This is a genomic window from Mesorhizobium sp. LNJC391B00, assembly GCF_000502535.1.
GTDB lineage: Bacteria > Pseudomonadota > Alphaproteobacteria > Rhizobiales > Rhizobiaceae > Mesorhizobium.
Window position 1 is genome coordinate 679,333 of the sequence record NZ_AYWI01000003.1, and the last position, 18,905, is coordinate 698,237.

Sequence of the window (18,905 nt, forward strand, 5' to 3'; positions counted from 1 at the left end):
CCCAATCGCGTGCCCCTACTGGCCAAAGGTTCGGCAACGTATTGTGGCTGATCCGTTCTTCGCACGCGCGCCGATATCATCATGACGAGGCAATCCAGCAAAGACTCGGTCGACTGACGACCAGCATCCGCACAGTCGTTGGGCGCCGCCAACCGGTTCAGCCTCGCGGCTCTTCCCGATCGATAAGGATCCGCTGGGCGGAGCCGTCGAGATCTTGGTATTGGCCGCTCTTCAGATCCACAGGAAGCACCGGTCCAAGCCCCACCAAAACAGGCAGCGGCCATCGCATTCCGTCAGGACGGGCATCTTGCTGCCGACAGCGTACTCTCGGCCCATGACGGGCGCTGGATGTTTGATCCCAGGCTTTGATGGCGCATACTTTTCGTCCGAATCAAAGGATGCGCTATGGGCCAGGTTCTTCATGNTGTTTGATCCCAGGCTTTGATGGCGCATACTTTTCGTCCGAATCAAAGGATGCGCTATGGGCCAGGTTCTTCATGGGAGCGCCACGACGACAGAGGCGATCCGTCGAGCGATACAGCATAGTCAAGAGAGCCTGAGGGCGCTGGCGAAGCGCTACGGCATCAATCAGAAGACGGTTAGGAAGTGGAGGAACCGGACGTCGGCCGCCGATCTTCCGACTGGCCCCAGAGATCCGAAGTCGACAGTGCTATCGACTGAGGAAGAGGCGGTCATCGTCGCCTTTCGGCGTTATACGCTGCTGCCACTGGACGATTGCCTCTATGCTCTCCAACCGACGATCCCGCATCTGTCGCGGTCATCCTTGCATCGCTGCCTGCAGCGTCACGGGATAGGCAGGTTGCCGGATGTCGAGGGCGACAAGCCGGCAAGGAAGAAGTTCAAGGCCTATCCAATCGGCTACTTCCATATCGACGTCGCCGAGGTCCGAACCGAGCAGGGCAAGCTGCATATGTTCGTGGCCATAGATCGGACCTCGAAGTTCGCTTTCGTCGAGCTGCACGAGAAGGCAACGACAGCGGTCTCCGCCGATTTCCTGCGCCATCTTCTTGATGCTGTCCCTTACAAGATCCACACAGTGCTTACCGACAACGGCATTCAGTTCACGACCCCAGGTGCCGGCGGCTCGGCCGTTCCGCTGATCAAGGAAGCCATGGCGGCGGGAGAAATCATATGGGCGCACGCCTTCGAACATACTTGCGCCAAGGCCGATATCGACCACCGAACGACAAAGCCAAGGCACCCATGGACCAACGGCCAGGTCGAACGCATGAACCGCACGATCAAGGATGCGACCGTCAAACGCTTCTACTACGAGAGCCATGACCAACTGCGCCAGCATCTCGCCGATTTCGTCTTAGCCTATAAGTTCGGCCGTCGACTGAAGACCCTCAAGGGCCTCACGCCCTTTGAATACATCTGCAAAATCTGGACAAAAGAGCCCGAACGATTCAGGCTCGATCCAACCCATCAAACCTTGGGACTAAACATCTAGACGCCGAAGGAACTCGCCGACGGCCTCATGTCCAAGTGATGTGGGAAGGGAGCAGAACCAAAGGGACTCTGCTCCGCGTCCCCGCCTTTTCCGCAGCTATGAAACCTTCACCGAACGGATCCGTACTGAGGAGGAGGCCGTCCTTGACTTGCCCGACGCCGGCAACCTTCTCAGCCGCAACGATCGCTGCCTTCCGCTGACGCTCGTCGACAATCGCCCCCTTCAGTTCGACAAGGCCGTCGCTGACCCTCACATCGATCAAGTCACCACCGCTCCAGGTTTGTGACTGCAGTTCGGCAAGGATAGCCTTGCGGATCAGGTCGTCATCGGGTGGCGTGGTTCCCTGTTTCGGCATGGCGCGGATCAGGACAAGCAGCAAATCAGTTCGCGTGATGATGCCGATGACCCTGTCCCGATCGACAATCGGAAGATTGTTGATGCGATGTTGCATCATCAGGTCGACAATATCTGCAATCGAGGCGCCAGGAGGCGCCGAGATGACGGGTGTGGTCATCACCTGATGGATGATCCGTCCGTTCGAGCGCGCATAGTCTTCGGCGACTGTGCCCGGGCCAAGATCAAACTCCAGCCAGCGCGGACGCACACGCTGGGTCCCAAGTTCTTCTCGGCGCAAGAAGTCGCTTTTGCTTACAATACCAATCAGGGTGCCGTCGCTGTCTGCTACCGGCAGGCAGCTGACCTTGTTTGAAAGCATGAGCTCGACCGCTTCGGCGATCGTCGCGTTCGCATCCGTCGTGATGACTGGCTTTGTCATTATGGATTCGGCTTGCATCCTCACCCTCCTGATCTTTCGTCGGACGACGATAGGACATCCCGACCCGCGGCGCGTTGATCTGAGTCACTTGGAACGAGGAGGATTCTCCGCGCCGTCGTCGCGGTCGATTAGAATGCGCTCCGCAGCGCCATCGAGATCATCGTACTGGCCGCTTCTCAACGCCCACAGGAAGCCGGACAGGCCGAGTGCGCCAAGGAACAACGCCACCGGAATGAGATAGGCGAGCGTCGTCATGAAGATCGGGCCAAGGCGCCGGCCCGCGCGGGCCTGCCCTGCCGCGCTGTTTCGGACGACACACCCGTTGCGAAGCCTTGCAGACGCATTGCGTTTCCAATCACAAGCAATGACGAGGCAGACATCGCGACCGCCGCGATGAGAGGCGTAACATGACCCAGAATGGCGATCGGCACGGCCACAGCATTGTAAACGATCGCAATTGTTATGTTCTGTCGGATCAGGCTTCCCGCCTTGCGCGACACGTCCAGCGCCAGCGGGATCGCCAAGAGGCTTTCGCGCAGAAAAACGAAGTCGGCTGCATTGCGGCCAATGTCGGCCGCCGTGGCGGGTGCGATCGAGACATGCGCGGCGCTCAGCGCTGGTGTGTCGTTGAGCCCGTCGCCAACCATCAAAACCTTGTGCCCGTCTCTCGCCAGGCTCTCGATGCGTTCAACCTTGCCGGACGGTAGCAGGCAGGGAACGAAGTCATCCACACCAAACATGTCGGCAACCTCGGCGCAGGCTTTCGCGGTATCGCCCGACAGCATTTCCACGCACATACCAGCGTTGCGCAGTTGATCGATCGCTGCCCTGGTGTCGAGGCGTAGCGCATCTTCGAAAACGAAGGATGCGACAATCATGCCGTTTTTCGTCAGGACTGTTCCGCCGTAGCCATGTTTGCCTTCGCCGCCGGTTCGAGCCTTCCAGCCAGCCCATCCGCGTCTACCCAGCCGCCAGATGCTACCGGCGGCTGTGGCTTCGATCCCGAAACCCGGGTGCTCGGTCACCGCGTCGAATTTGTGCTGGCTGCTGCTGACGGCAAAGCCGGCAATGGCCTTTGAATATGGATGACGCGAATGCGCGGCCAGGTCGGCAGCGATTGCCAGCATGGCGGGATCGATCGACGACGTGTTGACGAGCCTGGGCTGGCCAAGCGTGAGCGTGCCGGTCTTGTCGAACACGGCTGTATCGATCGCTGCCAGGCGCTCCATGGCCGAGCCGTCCTTGACCATGATGCCATTCTCAAACAGGCGCCGCGCGGCGACCACCTGAACGATTGGGACGGCGAGGCCAAGCGCGCAGGGGCATGTGATGATGAGAACAGCGATGGCAATCGTCATCGCCCGATGCCAGTCGCCGGTCGCCGCCATCCAGCCCGTGAATGTTACCAATGCGGTGAGATGAACCACGGGCGCGTAGAGTGCCGACACGCGGTCGGCGATACGGCGATAGCGGGCGCGACCACCTTCGGCGGCCTCCATCAGCCGAACCATTTCCGCCAAGAACGAATCCTTCGCGGCGGCTGTGGCCTCTACCGTCAGCGGACCGGTAAGGTTGAGGACGCCGGCCTGCACGGTGTCTTCCGGCGCCACGCTACTGGGCGTGCTCTCGCCGGAGACCAGGGAGCAGTCGACGTCCGATGTCCCGCGCACAATTTTGCCATCGACAGGGATTCTTTCGCCGGCGGCGATCAACAACAGCATGCCCGGTTCGATCTCGGCCACCGGCAGATAGCCCCGAGCGCCATCGCCGCGCAGCACCATGGCGCCGCGCGCGGCCAATTGTGACAGGCTCTTCACAGCGGTGCGGGCGCGTTCCCGCATCACGTGATCGAGCGTGCGACCGATCAGGAGGAAGAACAGCAGCGATACCGACGCGTCGAAATAGGCGTGGTCGCCGTGGGTGATCGTCTCATAGAGGCTCATGGCGTAGGCCAGCGACACGCCGACGGCGATCGGCACGTCCATGTTCATGCGGCCGTGGCGCAACGCATTCCACGCCGACTTGAAGAAGATGCCGCCGGCGAAGGCCAGCGCAGGAATGGCGATCAGGGCCGAGACCCAGTGGAACAGGTCGCGGGTGGCGCCCTCGGCGCCGGACCAGACCGACACCGAGAGCAGCATGATGTTGCCCGCAGCAAAGCCGGCAACAGCGACGGCGCGGATAAGCTCCGAAAGCATCTTGTCCTTTGCATCAATCTCGGCTTCGAACAAATGCGCCTGATAGCCGAGCCGGCCGAGCACAGCGACCAATGGTGGAGCCTCGTCGCCGCGCCAGCGGACTGAGACCCGCTTGGTTGACAGGTTCACGCGAGCTGCCTCGACGTGATCGAGTTTTCCCAACGCCGTCTCGATCGTCTGGATGCAGGCGCCGCAATGAACGGTCGGCACCGAAAGGTCGGTCTGATGAAGGTCGTCGCCAAGCGATCGGCTCGCCAGCCTGATTTCCTGGCTGGAGGGCAGGACCGAGGTGCCGCTGACCAGATCCAGCGCTATTTCAGCGCCCGGTGCACAACAGCTCATTTCAGCGCTCCATTGGAAATCATGATCCTGCGCACGTCGCGATAAGGCTTTGCCAGGCCGGTATCGGCGTCTATTTCGATGATCCAGACACCATCCCTTGGCACGTGTTGTGCTGCAAACTCCTGGCCCGAGGCGAGGGCGAGCGTGACGGACTCATCCTCTTTCTCGTAAGCGGGATGGCGAAACAGCACCTTCACGCCATGCAGGGAAACCGGTTTGCCCGCGGCGTCGATGATGCCATAGCGGACTTCACCCCATGCGATGGTCAACTGGCCGGTCCAGCCAAGCGCTGCCTGCGCACGGCCTTCTTCAGCCTTCTTGTTGAATTGCTGGCTCGCGACATAGGTATTTTCGACGACAAGGCCGGTCCAGCTTGTGTTGGCAAGCGTCGCCATCGTCAGATTGACCGCGATGACCACGCCGAAAAAGGCAAGGATGGTGGCCAACATGTGCCTGCCGGTGAATTCGCGGGGTCTTCGGGTGGTGGCGGTCATCTGGCGATCTCCTGCGCATTGAAGGTGGCGGTGTATTCGTTGGACTCGAAGCTGACCTTGTCTTCGACGCGGAATGTGAAGGTCTGCGCCTGGCGATTAATCTGATCGGCGGGCAGGCGCACGAAAACCTTCAGCATCTTCAGCCGGTCGGGTTCGACCTGGACCGCAAAGGAGCGATCGGCGGGGAGGTCGACGCCAACGATGCTCATCTCTGCGCCTGGAAAACCCCCGAGGGTGACGATAATCGTTCTCGGTTCGGGGATCATGTTCAGCAGCTTGACGGTATAGCCATTGCGGATCGAGCCGTCGGAGAGCGTCACGAATTGCGGGTTGCGGTCGTGCAGGACATTGATCTCGAGCCGGTCGCGGGTCAGCAGCGAAAAGAGCAGGCCCAGGCCGATCATCGACCACATAGCCATGTAAACGTAAGTGCGCGGCCGAAAGATCTTGCGGATATGGAAATGCGCCACCCTGTCCGAAAACACGCCGTCATCCGTCCTGACCAGCGACGGATCGACCGAGCTGGCGCCGCCGGCGGTGGCCAGCATCATGTTGGCGTTGTAGTCGGAGAGCGTCGCGTAGGAGATCAGTCCTCGCGCTTTGCCGAGCTTGTCCATGACGCCGTCACAGGCATCGATGCAGAGCGCGCAGGTGATGCATTCGAGTTGCTGACCGTCGCGTATGTCGATCCCCATCGGACAGACGGCGACACAGGCATTGCAGTCGACGCAATCGCCGACGGGATGCCCTGCGGCAAGAACCTTCTTGGCGTGACGCGTGCGCGGTTCGCCGCGCCAGTCATTGTAGGTGACAGTGAGCGAGCTCTCGTCGAGCATGGCTGCCTGGATGCGCGGCCATGGGCACATATAGGTGCAGACCTGTTCGCGCATCAGCCCGCCAAACGTGTAGGTCGTCGCCGTCAGGACCGCGACGGTGATGTAGGCGACAGGCGCTGCCGTGCCGGTGAAGAGTTCGCCGAGCAGCCTCGGCGCATCGGCGAAATAGAAGATCCATGCGCCACCAGTCGCTGCGGCTATGACCAGCCAGATGACGTGTTTCGATGCCCGCAGCACGAGCTTGCGGGTGGTCCATGGACCGGCATCGAGCCGCATGCGCGCGTTGCGGTCGCCCTCGATCGCGCGCTCGACGACCAGGAACAGATCGACCCATACGGTCTGTGGGCATGTGTAGCCACACCATGCACGGCCGACGGTTGACGTGATCAGGAAAAGACCGACGCCGGCCATGACCAGAAGGCCGGCGACATAGTAGAATTCCTGGGGCCATATCTCGATGAAGAAGAAATAGAAGCGCCGGTTGGCGACATCGAGCAGCACCGCCTGGTCGGGGGCAAACGGACCCCGATCCCAGCGCAGCCACGGCGTCAGATAGTAGATGCCGAGCGTGATCGCCATCACGATCCATTTGAATCGGCGAAAGCTGCCCGAGGCCCGCTTCGGGAAGATCTTCCTGCGCGCGGCATACATTGGCTGGCGCACCTTGGTGGAGTTGAACGTCGTGGGTTCGATCCGTTCTATTTGCGTGTTATCGAGCACGAGAAGCTCCAGTCACCAGCGACGATTTCGCCGGAATCCGACTCATCGGTTCTGGATGATGCCGAGGCCCGGCTTGCGCCGGGCCTCGTCGCTTGGCGGGAGGGGGAGGACGAGAATAGGCTGCTTTCCTATTCTCCGCCGCCAAGCGAATGGATGTAGACCGCCAGTTCCTTGACCTTGATCTCGCCGAGGCGCGCGCCCCAAGCCGGCATCACGCCGTGTTTCGGTGCGGTTACCTGGGCGGCGATGGCCGCTTCGCCTGACCCGTAGAGCCAGATGGCGTCGGTCAGATCTGGAGCGCCGAGTTCCTTGTTGCCCTTTGCATTGTCGCCATGACAGGCCACGCAGTTTTCGGCAAAGACCTTTGCGCCCGGCGCGACCAATGCTTGATTGACGACGGCCCCCGACAGACTGGCGACGTAGGCGCTGACCTGTTTGATCTGGTCGGCGGTGATGATGTCGGCAAAGGCGGGCATTTCCGACAGGCGCGTATCCGGATCGGAGGCGAAGCGAATGCCATGGGTGATCGTCTGCTGGATCTGGTCCGCCTTGCCGCCCCACAGCCAGTCGTCGTCGTTGAGGTTGGGGAAGCCCTTGGAGCCCTGGGCGCCGGAACCATGGCACTGCACGCAATTGAGCTTGAACGCGGCACCGCCGGCGGCGACGGCGAATTCGCGCAGCGTGTCGTCCGCCGCGATCTCCGAAACACTTTTCGCTTCTATCGCGGCGACATATTTGCCCTTGGCCGCTTCAGCCGCGGACAACTCGTTCCCGACATCGTTGCGGCTGGAGTAGCCGAGCACCCCCTTGGTTGCCGTGTGCAGCAGAGGCCATGCCGGATAGGCGATGGTGTAGCCGATCGCCCAGACTATGGTGATGTAGAACGTCCAGATCCACCAGCGCGGAAGCGGGTTGTTGAGCTCCCGGATGCCGTCCCACTCATGACCGGTGGTTGAGATGCCGGAAACCTCGTCGATGTGATCGCTGCTCATGATCAGTCCTCCTTCAGAGGAATTTGAGCTGCTTCGCCGGCTTGCCTGCGGCTTCCGGGACGAACTGCAAAGGCAACAGATCCGATGAAGAAAAGAGCCATGGCAAGTAGGCCCCAGCTGTCGGCAAACTCCCGCATGAAATTGTACGTCATGGCTATTGTCCTCAGCGGTAGCCGGCGGTCTCATCGTAGTTCTTGAAATCGACCAGCGTGCCCAGCATCTGGAGATAAGAAACCAGCGCGTCCATTTCGGTGACTTGCTGCGGGTTGCCGTCGAAGTCGCCGATCTTAGCCTTGGGGTAGCGGGCCTCGAGGCCGGATGTGTCGGCGTTGGGATCAGCCTGCGCCATCAAATCGGCATTGGCGTTGGCGATCATGTCGTCGGAGTAGGGGACGCCGACGCGCCTGTTGGCGACCAGATGCGTAGAGAAGTCCTTCACCGCGATCGGCTTGTCCTTCAGGAAGGCATAGCTCGGCATGATCGATTCCGGCACCACGGACCGTGGATCTGTCAGGTGATCCACGTGCCACAGGTTGGAATAGCGGTCGCCGACGCGGGCGAGATCAGGTCCGGTGCGCTTCGATCCCCACTGGAAGGGGTGGTCGTACATCGACTCGGCCGCCAGGCTGTAGTGGCCGTAGCGCTCGACCTCGTCGCGGAACGGGCGGATCATCTGGCTGTGGCAGAGGTAGCAGCCCTCGCGGACATAGATGTTTCGACCAGCAAGTTCGAGCGGCGAGTAAGGCCGCATGCCTTCCACCTTCTCGATCGTATTATCGAGATAGAAGAGCGGTGCGATCTCGACGATACCGCCCACGGTGACCACGAGAAGCGAACCGAGGAGGAGAAGTGTAGCGTTCTTCTCGATGACCGCGTGTCTGTTCATCAACCTCATTTTCTGTCTCATCATCGCGCAAGCTGGAGGGCGGGGGTGGAGCGCGGCATCGGATCCTGCTCGCGCCGGTAGCCGAGAATGGTCATGCCGATGTTCCAGGCCATGATCAGGGTGCCGGAGAGGTACATGGCCCCACCGATGGCACGCATGACATAGTAGGGGTGCATGGCTGCCACGGTTTCGGCGAAGGAGTAGACCAGGAAGCCCTGTTCGTCGTATTCGCGCCACATCAGGCCCTGCATGATGCCGGACACCCACATGACAGCGGCGTAGACAACGATGCCAAGCGTCGCCAGCCAGAAGTGCCAGGTAACGAGGCGAAGCGAGTAGAGCCGTTCACGGTTCCACAGCTTCGGCACCATAAAGTAGATCGCGCCGAACGAGATCATGCCGACCCAGCCGAGCGCACCGGAGTGAACGTGGCCAATGGTCCAGTCGGTATAATGCGACAGAGAATTGACCGTCTTGATCGACATCATCGGGCCCTCGAAGGTGGACATGCCGTAGAACGCGATGGCCATCACCATCATGCGGATGATCGGGTCAGTGCGCAGCTTGTCCCAGGCGCCCGACAGCGTCATCAGGCCGTTGATCATGCCGCCCCATGACGGCATCCACAGCATGATCGAGAACACCATGCCAAGCGTCTGCGCCCAGTCGGGCAAGGCCGTGTAGTGCAGATGATGGGGCCCGGCCCAGATGTAGAGAAAGATGATTGCCCAGAAATGGACGATCGACAGACGGTAGGAATAGACCGGCCGGTTGGCCTGCTTGGGCACGAAATAGTACATCATGCCGAGGAAGCCGGCGGTGAGGAAGAACCCGACGGCATTGTGGCCGTACCACCACTGCGTCAGGGCGTCCTGGACTCCGGAAAATGCGGAATAGCTCTTGGAGCCGAGAAAGGAGGCCGGCATCGACAGGTTGTTGATCACATGCAGCATCGCGATGGTCACGATGAAGGAAAGGTAGAACCAGTTGGCGACGTAGATGTGCGGTTCCTTGCGCTTCAGGATGGTGCCCAGAAACAGGATCAGGTAGCCGACCCAGACGATGGTCAGCCAGATGTCGACATACCATTCGGGTTCCGCATATTCGCGGCTCTCGGTGATGCCGAGCAGATAACCTGTCGCGGCCATGACGATGAAGAGCTGGTAGCCCCAGAACACGAACCAGGCGAGATCGCCACCGAACAGCCGGGCGCGGCAGGTGCGTTGGACGACATAGAGAGACGTGCAAAGCAACGCGTTGCCGCCGAAGGCGAAGACGACGCCCGAGGTGTGCAGAGGCCGCAAGCGGCCGAAGTTGAACCAGGGCTGAATGTTGAGATCGGGATAGGCAAGCTGTAGCGCGATGACCACCCCGACCAGCATGCCAACCACACCCCAGAACATGGTGGCGATGGCGCCGTAGCGGATTGGCCCGTCCATGTAGGCGGACGGGTCGATCGGAGCGGCAGGCTTGAACTCAGTGTTACGCAGTAGGATCGCAGTGAAGCCAGCCAAGGCGAAGAACAAGACCCACATATGCTGGCGAAAGGGTTCATCCACCCCAGCGCCAGCCGCCACCAAAGCCGCGAATGCGAACAGGCTTAGAAGCACGATTTCTTTGCCGAATTTCATCGCAAGCCCCGATTTCCAATTCCGGCGGATGCCAAACCGCGGTGCCTTATTGCGCAGCCGTCGCCTGCTCGCCCTGATCCATGTCAGAGCCGCACCATTTTGCTCGAGCAGCATCGAGTTCGGTGCGATCAGACTGCGAAGATCGAATGTGGAAGCGCACCACCGGCCGCCCGTTTATGGATGGGGCCTGGCGTCCCCGGTCGGGCCCCGGGTGCGGAGGCGACCGCGGGCGTGTGGGGGAGCGCACCTTCTGCGACGCTGGAAAGCAGGTCGACGCCTTACCGAACCCCGCGTTCAATGCCTTGGAACAGCCAGCGCCAGCGTTACGCTGCCGTCGTGACATTCATGGCTTGGGGAGACGGCGATTTTCCCCTGCGGATGAGGCGTATTGACTTCGGCCAAGTGTGGATGCTTCGCCGACGAGCCGAAAGGCAACTGGCGCATACGATCGGATGGAGAACGGGCTGTCGCTACGCGACTTCTTCTGAGCCCAACGCGAGCATGCCCTGCCCCGAATGAAGTAAGTGACGGGGGCCATGCAGCTTCTGCGTCATTCAAACGGCTGTAGCGCCTCGGCCGCCGCAGCGCCGTTCCAGCCGGCTCATGCTGTCCACGGTGACGCGGCGGTTGTTCTCGATCCGAATCACGCCGTCCATTCTCAGGCTGGTCAGCTGACGGCTCACGGTCTCGTTTGTGATTCCAAGGAAATCAGAAATGTCGGCACGCGTCATTGGCAGCTCGAAGCACGTCGAGCTAGCCGTCGGGTCAACATTGGAGTCGATGTTCCGGGCAATCATGAGGAGAAAGCTCGCCACCTTCTCTGGTGCGGTCTTGCGTCCCAGAGTCACCATCCATTCGCGTGCCTCGTCAAGTTCGTTCAGCGCCTGCTTGAGCAGGCGATGCACAAATTCGGGTGACTGCTTCATCATCCGTTCGATGGCCGCTCTGGGAAACGAGCATAGCGAGACAGCTGTTGCCGCTTCCGCATTAATCGCACTTTTCATCTTGAAGGGCCGACCCAGAAAATCCGGGGCGAACTGCAGGCCGACAATCTGTTGGCGTCCATCTGACAGGCTCTTCGTGAGCTTCACCACGCCTGAAAGCACGTTCGAATAACAGTCGACCGCCTCGGCGTCGCCGATCAGTTCGACCCCCGGCTCGATATTGTGCCGCGACGACGTCTTGGCGAGCTGAGCCAAATGGTCTGGCTCTAGCGCGCCACAGACACCGCGGCGCCGTGCCTCGCAAGACAGGCAAAGAACGGGGATGCCGGAACTGTGAATATCCTGCCGTAATGTCATTCGATCGCTCTACCGGTCCGTGCGGGCAGGATAGCATCCACGGTAGAAAAATCCTTGCGGCAGTTTGTCCGTGCTGAAGGTTGATCGAAATCAGGGCTTAGGCTCATCCAAGCATCCACAGTTCGGGCGAGGCAAACACGGTGGACCACGACATGCGACAAAAGCTAGTTGCCAGATTTGGCGAGAACGTCCCGCGCTACACGAGCTACCCGACCGCGCCGCATTTCAATGCAAGCGTTGACGCTACCGTTTGTCGTGGCTGGCTACAGCGGCTCGATGAGGGCGACGAAATCTCGCTCTATCTGCACATCCCATACTGCGACAAGCTTTGCTGGTTCTGTGCCTGCCATACCAAGCAGACACGCCATTACGAACCGGTGACCACATATCTGCGCTCACTGCATGCCGAGATCGCCACCGTCGCCAGTCTTGTTGGAGGCAAAGGTCGTGTGCGTGCCGTCCATTTCGGCGGTGGTTCGCCGACCATGCTCAAGCCCGAAGATACGGTGGCGCTGGGAACCGCCCTGCGCAACAGCTTCGGCTTTCTTCCCGGTGCCACGATCAGCGTTGAAATCGAACCCAACGATATGGACGATGCCCGCCTCGATGCGCTTGCCGAAATCGGCATGACCCGTGCGAGCCTCGGCGTTCAGGATTTCGACCCGAAGGTGCAAAAGGCGATCAACCGCGAGCAGAGCTTCCTGCAGACCAAGACGGTCGTCGACGGCGTTCGTTCGCGCGGCGTCGAATCCGTCAATCTGGACCTGCTCTACGGTCTGCCGCACCAGACCAGGGAAAGCGTCGCTTCTACGGTCACGCAGGCACTGACCCTGGAACCGGATCGGATCGCACTGTTTGGCTACGCGCATGTACCGTGGTTCAAGAAACATCAGACGATGATCGACGAGGCCTGGTTGCCGGGTCCCGCGGAGCGCTTTGCCCAGTCGCAACTGGCTGCACAGGCGATTGTAGACAATGGATACGAGGCAATCGGGCTCGACCATTTCGCCAAACCGGGCGATGCGCTGGCGATTGCGGCACACACCGGGACTTTGCACCGGAACTTTCAGGGCTACACGGACGATTGCTGCGAAATCTTGATCGGGCTCGGCCCGTCATCCATTAGCCAGTTTCGGCAAGGCTATGCGCAGAACATGCCTTCAACCAGCGAATATAGACGCATGGTTGATGACGGCGGGCTGGCCGCTGTTCGGGGTATCGCACTTTCCAACGACGACCGCGTTCGCGGCTGGATCATCGAACGTTTGATGTGCGACTTCGCCTTCTCGGCCATCGATCTGGTGGAACGCTTCGGCGAGGCCGGCCAGAGGCTCCTCCTTCAGTCAAGTTCCATGGCCCTCCACGATTCGGTTCGATTGCTTGAACTTGATGGCGACAGATTCGTTGTGCCGGCTGAAAGTCGCCCTTTCGTCCGAAGCATCGCGGCCAGGTTCGACAAATATTTCGAAGCTGGAACGGCCAGGCACTCGGCGGCAGTCTGAGCACTCAGAGGAACGGTCATGCCTCTCAGTCGATCATGGACCGCGGTACGTTTGTTGATCGGCGACCGTCTATCGAGACAAGATTCTGAGCGGACCAGACGCGTCTTGGCGCAGCGACGATATCGTCCGCTCGAGCCCTGCCTGTCGGATCATGGTTGTCGGCGACAGCTCCCTTCGACCTGAACCACCCGTTCACCCGAATTCTGCCGGCGCAGTTCCAGTGGAAAGGGCCTGGGCTAGACGGCTCTCTTGTTACCCCAGAGCACAACGTGCAGCTGCGGCAGCACGCGGGCCTCGAACCATCTGTCGCGGGTCACGCTGTCAACCAGCCACTCCATGCGCTTCAATATTCCGTCAAGGTCGACAGGCGCGTCATCATTTGTGAGGTGTGGCGGCGTGTGATTGCCGGGCTGCAGATAGATCGGAAGTTGCGGAAATTGCGCAGCGGCGTCTTTCGCGTAGGTGTAGTCCCTTTCGTCGAAAACAATGAGCTTGAGCACGACTTTGGGCTTGCCTTGTGCCGCCTGGAGGCACGCCTCGACAGCGGCCCAATCTGTCGTCATTCGGCTTGACGGCGGCTTTGGGCTGAGGATCAGCACGTCAAGCTGTGCAAACCAGTCCCTGGCAAGCGACCCTTGGGTTTCCAGCGCAAAACGGTAACCGTCACCATGGCCCCGGTCGATGAGCGCGCCGAGCGGCTGGATGGCCGGATTGCCGCCTGATAGCGACACCATCAGCGGGCGGCCACCGGAAAGGGCAAGCACATTTTTCCACACCGCCCCAACGGACATCATCTCCCATTCATGGCGGAATTGATTGTCCACAGCATGGAGGCTGTCGCACCAGGAACAGCGATAGTCACACCCGCCGGTTCTGACGAAGATCGTCGGCAAACCTATGAGCACGCCCTCGCCCTGGATCGTCGGCCCGAAAATCTCGCTAACGCGGATTGCGGGATGAGTATTCGTCATGGCCGGTATTCCGCCCAGGTTTTCGGCGTTTCGCTCACCCGCACGGCCGCGGTTTCGCTCAGGCGTGCCTTGCACCAGTCGTAGAAATGTCTGGCCAGATATTCCGCCGTGACTTGCTCGTGTCCCAGCACGTCGTTGAGATGCCGGTGGTCGAAGCTCTCGTCGATGTAGCGTTTGAATGGCGCCAAGTCGTGGTAGTCGCGCACGAAGCCGTGATCGTCCAGTCCATCCGCTGAAAGCTCCACTTCGACGATGTAGTTATGTCCGTGCAGGCGCGCGCATTGGTGATCGGGTGGCAATGAGGTGAGCTGATGCGAGGCTGAGAAGTGGAATTCCTTGGTGATGCGGAACATTACGCGGTGGTCCTTCGCAGCGCTCCGAGCCAGAAGTCGGAGTCCTCATACTCGGTTGGGTCCGGGTGCCCAGCGATGTGAAACGCCTCACGCCGCTCGACGCAGGTCCCGCACCTCCCGCAATGACGCTCGGCGCCCTTGTAACAGGACCAGGTCTGCGCAAACGGCGTGCCGTATGTGGCTCCATCCGTAACAATGTCCGCCTTCGTCAGGTTCACATAGGGTGCATAAAGGCGAATCTGCGCGTAGCCGTCGAGCGCGTGGTCCTGCATCATCTGGAAAGCGTCGATGAAGGCCGGACGGCAATCGGGATAGACAACGTGATCCCCACCATGCACGGCCGTCGCCACTGCGTCAGCGTCTTGCGCTGCGGCGAGGCCGAAGGCAATGGCCAACATGATGGCGTTCCGGTTGGGCACCACCGTTATCTTCATCGTGTCTTCGGCATAGTGCCCGTCGGGCACGTCCACATTGTCGGTCAGCGCGGAGCCGGAAAGGTCGCCGCCGATCTCGTGGATATCGATGATTCGCTGCGGGACACTCAGGCGCGCCGCGCAAAGGGTGGCGAAGCCCAATTCCTTCCTATGCCGTTGGCCGTAATCGAACGATAGCAGGCCGGTCAGCTGGTGCTCCGCTGCCACCTTGTGGGCAAGAGTAACGGAATCCAATCCGCCGGAGCAGACGACGAGAGTCTTCATCGTTGGGTCCTTGTTTTAACCGGGTAGGCTGCGACCGGAGATTTCTCTGCGCTCCAGTACTTCAGGAAAACCATTTTGTGAAGTGAACGGAGACCAATTCGTGCGCTTGCGTGCGATGCGCAAAAAGCCATCGCGGTGAGCTGCAAGGACACGGACTGGCGAGACGTCACCCTTCAGCGGAATGCTCAAAGTCGAACGCTTCTCGGGGACAAAGTTCTCGACGAGCAGAGCCTGTCGGTCCCGAGCGCCGAGCGACGCCATTGCAACGGTTTCGGAGTACAAAGCCGAGATGGGCTTGCCGCAAACAGCTCACTTACCAGGGATGTTCAGCGATGCCGAAATCCAGATATCGGGGTGGATTATGAGATCAATTGTCGCGACAGCTTTGGCTGGCCTGCTCCTCGCGCTTCGTAGATGCAGCGCATTCCACGTCAGGATCATTTTGATGAGCACGCCCTCAATGGATAACCGGCGACCCCTGAATAACCGGTCGTGAGCCGACATCTGTGAACAAGCGGTGTGGTCGATTGCAATCACCCATGTCTTGCGCACAGGTACCTTATGGCAGTGGATGAACTGAACTTGATGGTTTTACAGATGGCAGTCGAAAGCGTCCGCTCGCTCTCGTTGAGCTTCGCTGAAAAAGCCGCCGAGATAGCCACCAGGAGCCGCGGCAGCCTGCTTTTCGACGTGCGGATCGACGGTGACGCTCAGGTCCAGCGGGTCGCAGCCATCCGATATCACGGCGGCCAATTCGGCGTGCTGGCGTTAGACGGACACGGCCTAGTTACCCACTATTGCATCGTTAACGGTATGTTCTCACATTACATTGCGGCCTTGGAGAGCTGGCACAGGATGCCCCTGTCGATGCAGGCCAAGATGGATGCCAACGGCAATGCCCGTCTCTTCGTAGCGGCGTTGCGGGATGCCGGACATATGCTGGGCACCTAGCATTTGGCCAGAGTGCATCTCTGAATTTGCAAGTGCATCACTGCGATGGCGCCGGCATGATCGTCATGCTCGAAAAGGGCTGCGGCGGCCGCGGCAAAGCGGTCGCCGCGATGATGGTGTCAACGGCGCTGCATCGATGCGAGCGTTTAGAACAGAGGTCTCCTCCTGGCATCGAGCGCATGCAAGGAGCTACGCAAGCGCAAATGTATCAAGTATTTTGAAGGGACGACCCCTCATGCATACTTAGCTGCGATGCTCGGGCGGCATAAGCCTCGTTGCCATCTAGCCGCCTTGATGCACGGCGATAAGCTTTTGACGGCCTGAAGCGACGCTGTGGTCGCCGTTGCGGTGCTTTTCCACGCGCCTCGTCAGGCGCCGGGATTGCTCCGGCGTGATGGCAGGCGGGGGACGAAGCGGATATCGCCACCGTGGGCGCCGACCTCGACCCGCGCGATGATGCGCTCGACGCGGCTCCAACTAGCGGCGCCGTCAACGAACTTCTTGAACCTGCGGACCTTGCCTGTCTTGGCCGACGCTTCGAAGCGCGCGGTCGTGCTGGCCTCCAGATCCGCGACATGCTTGTGCAGGGTCGTGGTGGGCGCGAGGCCAAAGATGAAGTCGACGCGCAGCACCAGTCGATGACCTGGGTTGCAATAANGCGCAGGGTCGTGGTGGGCGCGAGGCCAAAGATGAAGTCGACGCGCAGCACCAGTCGATGACCTGGGTTGCAATAATGGCTATCCCCGCGGAGCAGGATTCGAATGTTCGGCCAGTTGATCCGGATCGCCCGCACCAGACGGCGCAGGTGGGGGCGGATCTCAGCCCCACTCGGCCGCTTGGCCGGTCGCAGGATCGCGCTGACGAACCGTCCCGCACCATCGAACACGACGATCGGCTGGAAGCCGTACTCGTATGGTGGGCATTGAACAGGCGAAGCTGTTGGCCTCCGTGCACAGCGTCGAAGGTGTCGTCAATGTCGAGTACGATCCGCTTCGGCACTTGCCGGAACGAGGCGCACTAGAGATCGACCATCGCCCGTCCCATCGCGACCAGCTCCCGCACCCCGGGTAGGTTCTCCAGCCGGCACAGCGTCGATTGCGACGCCAGATCCCGACCCGACGGCAGCGCATCCTGGGCCATCTTGAAGACCGGATCGCGGCGCAGCCGGTTGGCGTCGTTGCCGTCCTCGTAGCCGGCGCCGATCATCTTCATGCGAAAGTCGATCATGTCCGCCAGGCTGTGGACGACCTGGTCCGGGCAGCGCGGATCGTCGATGCAACGCGCCAGACGCTCGGCCACCCGCAACCGCTTTTCCACCTCGGCCAAGGCCAGAACGCCGCTGTTGGACGACAGCATGCCGCCGTCGAAACGGGCGACGACGGACTAGCCGCCGACTGATGACAAACCGCTCAGCGGCAGCGCAAGATCGTTCATGGTGGGTGTGGTCTCCGGGAAATTTCGGATCGGCTTAAGCAACCAAATCCTACGTCATTTCAACGGGCTTGCGCCACATCCACCAACCCCCATGAATTTTTCAGGCTGGCAGAGAGGGTGCTTGCGGTGCACTCACTGACTCGAGATCGCAAATGGAGGCGCGTGACCACCAGAACTGGCGACACCCAAGGTGGTCCGCTGGACCCGCGGGAGGAACCACAAGGTGTCAGCGGGCAGAGCGCAAGCGAGTCCCTACTTCGATCTTTCTAGAAGCGCGCCGGCAGCCTGGGCGGGGGGCTTGGGGGTCAGACTGCCGGCGCACGCCACTCACGAAGAGCGGCCCCTTTTCCTGGTTCGAACGCCCATAGTCAACCCGGAAACGTCAGGATGCCCGCCATGTTACTTTCAGAGCGGCGCGACTTCGCCATGGTGGACGATTCAGCCTAGGAGTAGCCACTCTCGTAGGCCGAGTTGATGCTCAAGCCAGCATCGCCTTGCCGAACTAGGAAGAGTTCGCCGTTAGTCCTTCGTCGCGAGCCGATGCCGTCGTGCACGTTTCGTAGCACTCCGGGCGGCTATATCGCTTTGTTGTTCGGTGAGCTGCGCCAGAAGGCATCGCATCAATCGAATCAAGCGTCGACATCAGCCGCAAGCTTCACATCACAACAGCTAGTCCACCCATTGCAGATCATATCCGATCTGTTCAGGCGGCGTCCGAAATGTCCAACTCCGACTCAAGAATTCCCACAGGTATGGAAAGCGATTTCGCTATCCGATCCCGATAGCCCTTGCTGTACCTCAGACCTCGCTCGATGTTTTGGATTTCCTCAGCGGCCAGCCCGCACGCGACGGCCAGGTCGTCGATCGAATATCCAAGGTGCTCGCGATAAGCGCGGACGATGTGGGTTCCCTGGGACATAGCCGTCAAGACTGGTTCGGGAATGCGCGAATCCTTCATAAACATCTCCAAGAACTGGGAGCTCCCTCGGAGATTCCTCCCGAGGCGCACACCTAGCAAATAAAAAAAATGGTCGTCCATTCGGCCGAACCGGCCTCATGCATGGGATGGGCCGCTGAATTGGCCGGGCCGGAATATGGCGGCTCACCTGCTTCTGATCAAGTATCAAGACTGCCCGTGCTGAGAGCCTGGTCGGCGTAGCGCATGCGACCTGCGATCCTTCGTGGACCATTCTCGCCGATGGCTTTCTTGAACAGCAACTCGAACTTTCGGCACGGACACTGCTTCCTTCGGCAATCTCCACCGGCGAGGCAGCGAAAGACCCGCTCGTAACCGCTACCGAGTTTCGCAATTGCAGCAAACAATGGTCATCTGGTTTCATCCGGGCT

Annotated in this window: 19 protein-coding genes and 1 pseudogene; 4 read left to right on the top strand and 16 right to left on the bottom strand. The window is 60.4% G+C overall.

The genetic code is table 11. The features are described from left to right. Nucleotides 1-157: 157 nt before the first annotated feature. Nucleotides 158-289: a cbb3-type cytochrome oxidase assembly protein CcoS gene (gene ccoS / locus X750_RS1000000167520; protein WP_156932385.1), complete on the bottom strand. Its 132-nt coding sequence runs from the start codon at nt 287-289 to the stop codon at nt 158-160. A 192-nt stretch (nt 290-481) separates the two neighbouring features. Here ccoS (X750_RS1000000167520) and X750_RS153955 point away from each other — a divergent pair, with 192 nt between their 5' ends. Then, nucleotides 482-1,474: an IS481 family transposase gene (locus X750_RS153955; protein WP_023747250.1), complete on the top strand. Its 993-nt coding sequence runs from the start codon at nt 482-484 to the stop codon at nt 1,472-1,474. 25 nt (nt 1,475-1,499) lie between these two features. Here the strand turns inward: X750_RS153955 and X750_RS153950 are convergent, their stop codons facing one another. The 10 genes from X750_RS153950 to X750_RS153910 all read right to left on the bottom strand — a co-directional run bounded on the left by X750_RS153950 (nt 1,500) and on the right by X750_RS153910 (nt 11,649). Further along, nucleotides 1,500-2,267, bottom strand: a complete 768-nt coding sequence (locus X750_RS153950; protein WP_023747251.1) for a CBS domain-containing protein — start codon at nt 2,265-2,267, stop codon at nt 1,500-1,502. A 66-nt stretch (nt 2,268-2,333) separates the two neighbouring features. Further along, the gene (gene ccoS / locus X750_RS153945) at nt 2,334-2,504 is read right to left on the bottom strand and encodes a cbb3-type cytochrome oxidase assembly protein CcoS (RefSeq protein ID WP_023697810.1); all 171 of its coding nucleotides are present in this window, start codon (nt 2,502-2,504) and stop codon (nt 2,334-2,336) included. After that, nucleotides 2,501-4,789, bottom strand: coding sequence for a cation-translocating P-type ATPase (locus tag X750_RS153940; protein WP_023747252.1), 2,289 nt, complete (start codon nt 4,787-4,789; stop codon nt 2,501-2,503). The genes ccoS (X750_RS153945) and X750_RS153940 overlap by 4 nt, the downstream gene beginning before the upstream one ends. Further along, nucleotides 4,786-5,283 (bottom strand): FixH family protein, encoded by a 498-nt coding sequence (locus X750_RS153935; protein WP_023713185.1) that lies wholly within the window; start codon nt 5,281-5,283, stop codon nt 4,786-4,788. Before X750_RS153935 ends, X750_RS153940 begins: the two co-directional genes overlap by 4 nt. Then, nucleotides 5,280-6,839 carry a cytochrome c oxidase accessory protein CcoG gene (gene ccoG / locus X750_RS153930; protein WP_023747253.1) on the bottom strand — a complete coding sequence of 520 codons (1,560 nt, stop codon included), beginning with the start codon at nt 6,837-6,839 and terminating at the stop codon, nt 5,280-5,282. The genes X750_RS153935 and ccoG overlap by 4 nt, the downstream gene beginning before the upstream one ends. A 128-nt stretch (nt 6,840-6,967) precedes the next feature. Continuing rightward, nucleotides 6,968-7,831 carry a cytochrome-c oxidase, cbb3-type subunit III gene (gene ccoP, locus X750_RS153925; protein ID WP_023694866.1) on the bottom strand — a complete coding sequence of 288 codons (864 nt, stop codon included), beginning with the start codon at nt 7,829-7,831 and terminating at the stop codon, nt 6,968-6,970. Between the two features lie 2 nt (nt 7,832-7,833). After that, nucleotides 7,834-7,983, bottom strand: a complete 150-nt coding sequence (locus X750_RS0132520; protein ID WP_023690689.1) for a CcoQ/FixQ family Cbb3-type cytochrome c oxidase assembly chaperone — start codon at nt 7,981-7,983, stop codon at nt 7,834-7,836. An 11-nt stretch (nt 7,984-7,994) separates the two neighbouring features. After that, nucleotides 7,995-8,726 carry a cytochrome-c oxidase, cbb3-type subunit II gene (gene ccoO, locus X750_RS153920; protein ID WP_023747254.1) on the bottom strand — a complete coding sequence of 244 codons (732 nt, stop codon included), beginning with the start codon at nt 8,724-8,726 and terminating at the stop codon, nt 7,995-7,997. An 11-nt stretch (nt 8,727-8,737) separates the two neighbouring features. Next, nucleotides 8,738-10,348, bottom strand: a complete 1,611-nt coding sequence (gene ccoN / locus X750_RS153915) for a cytochrome-c oxidase, cbb3-type subunit I (protein WP_023747255.1) — start codon at nt 10,346-10,348, stop codon at nt 8,738-8,740. 554 nt (nt 10,349-10,902) lie between these two features. Then, nucleotides 10,903-11,649, bottom strand: a complete 747-nt coding sequence (locus X750_RS153910; protein WP_023708062.1) for a Crp/Fnr family transcriptional regulator — start codon at nt 11,647-11,649, stop codon at nt 10,903-10,905. Between the two features lie 152 nt (nt 11,650-11,801). Here X750_RS153910 and hemN point away from each other — a divergent pair, with 152 nt between their 5' ends. After that, entirely contained in the window at nt 11,802-13,151 is a 1,350-nt protein-coding gene (gene hemN / locus X750_RS153905) for an oxygen-independent coproporphyrinogen III oxidase (protein WP_023747256.1), read from the top strand. Nucleotides 13,152-13,387: 236 nt separating this feature from the next. On the opposite strand, the gene queE is transcribed toward hemN, so the two are convergent. The 3 genes from queE to queC are packed head-to-tail and all read right to left on the bottom strand — an operon-like array spanning nt 13,388 to nt 15,173. Further along, nucleotides 13,388-14,122: a 7-carboxy-7-deazaguanine synthase QueE gene (gene queE, locus X750_RS153900; RefSeq protein WP_023747257.1), complete on the bottom strand. Its 735-nt coding sequence runs from the start codon at nt 14,120-14,122 to the stop codon at nt 13,388-13,390. Next, nucleotides 14,119-14,475, bottom strand: coding sequence for a 6-carboxytetrahydropterin synthase QueD (gene queD / locus X750_RS153895; protein WP_023673552.1), 357 nt, complete (start codon nt 14,473-14,475; stop codon nt 14,119-14,121). The genes queE and queD overlap by 4 nt, the downstream gene beginning before the upstream one ends. Continuing rightward, nucleotides 14,475-15,173, bottom strand: a complete 699-nt coding sequence (gene queC, locus X750_RS153890) for a 7-cyano-7-deazaguanine synthase QueC (RefSeq protein ID WP_023747258.1) — start codon at nt 15,171-15,173, stop codon at nt 14,475-14,477. The genes queD and queC overlap by 1 nt, the downstream gene beginning before the upstream one ends. Before the next feature lie 561 nt (nt 15,174-15,734). Between queC and X750_RS153880 the strand changes: the two genes are divergently transcribed. Both X750_RS153880 and X750_RS1000000165740 read left to right on the top strand, forming a co-directional pair. Further along, on the top strand, nt 15,735-16,124 hold the full coding sequence (locus X750_RS153880; protein WP_023747260.1) for a hypothetical protein: 390 nt from the start codon (nt 15,735-15,737) through the stop codon (nt 16,122-16,124). 56 nt (nt 16,125-16,180) lie between these two features. Then, a complete protein-coding gene (locus tag X750_RS1000000165740) occupies nt 16,181-16,345 on the top strand; it encodes a hypothetical protein (protein WP_023685557.1) in 165 nt (54 codons plus the stop codon). Nucleotides 16,346-16,531: 186 nt separating this feature from the next. Here X750_RS1000000165740 and X750_RS01000000162810 read toward each other — a convergent pair. Both X750_RS01000000162810 and X750_RS153875 read right to left on the bottom strand, forming a co-directional pair. Continuing rightward, nucleotides 16,532-17,558, bottom strand: a pseudogene (locus X750_RS01000000162810) (IS1380 family transposase); the annotation flags it as partial. A 703-nt stretch (nt 17,559-18,261) separates the two neighbouring features. Beyond that, the gene (locus tag X750_RS153875) at nt 18,262-18,516 is read right to left on the bottom strand and encodes a helix-turn-helix transcriptional regulator (RefSeq protein WP_031197535.1); all 255 of its coding nucleotides are present in this window, start codon (nt 18,514-18,516) and stop codon (nt 18,262-18,264) included. Between the last annotated feature and the right edge of the window lie 389 nt (nt 18,517-18,905).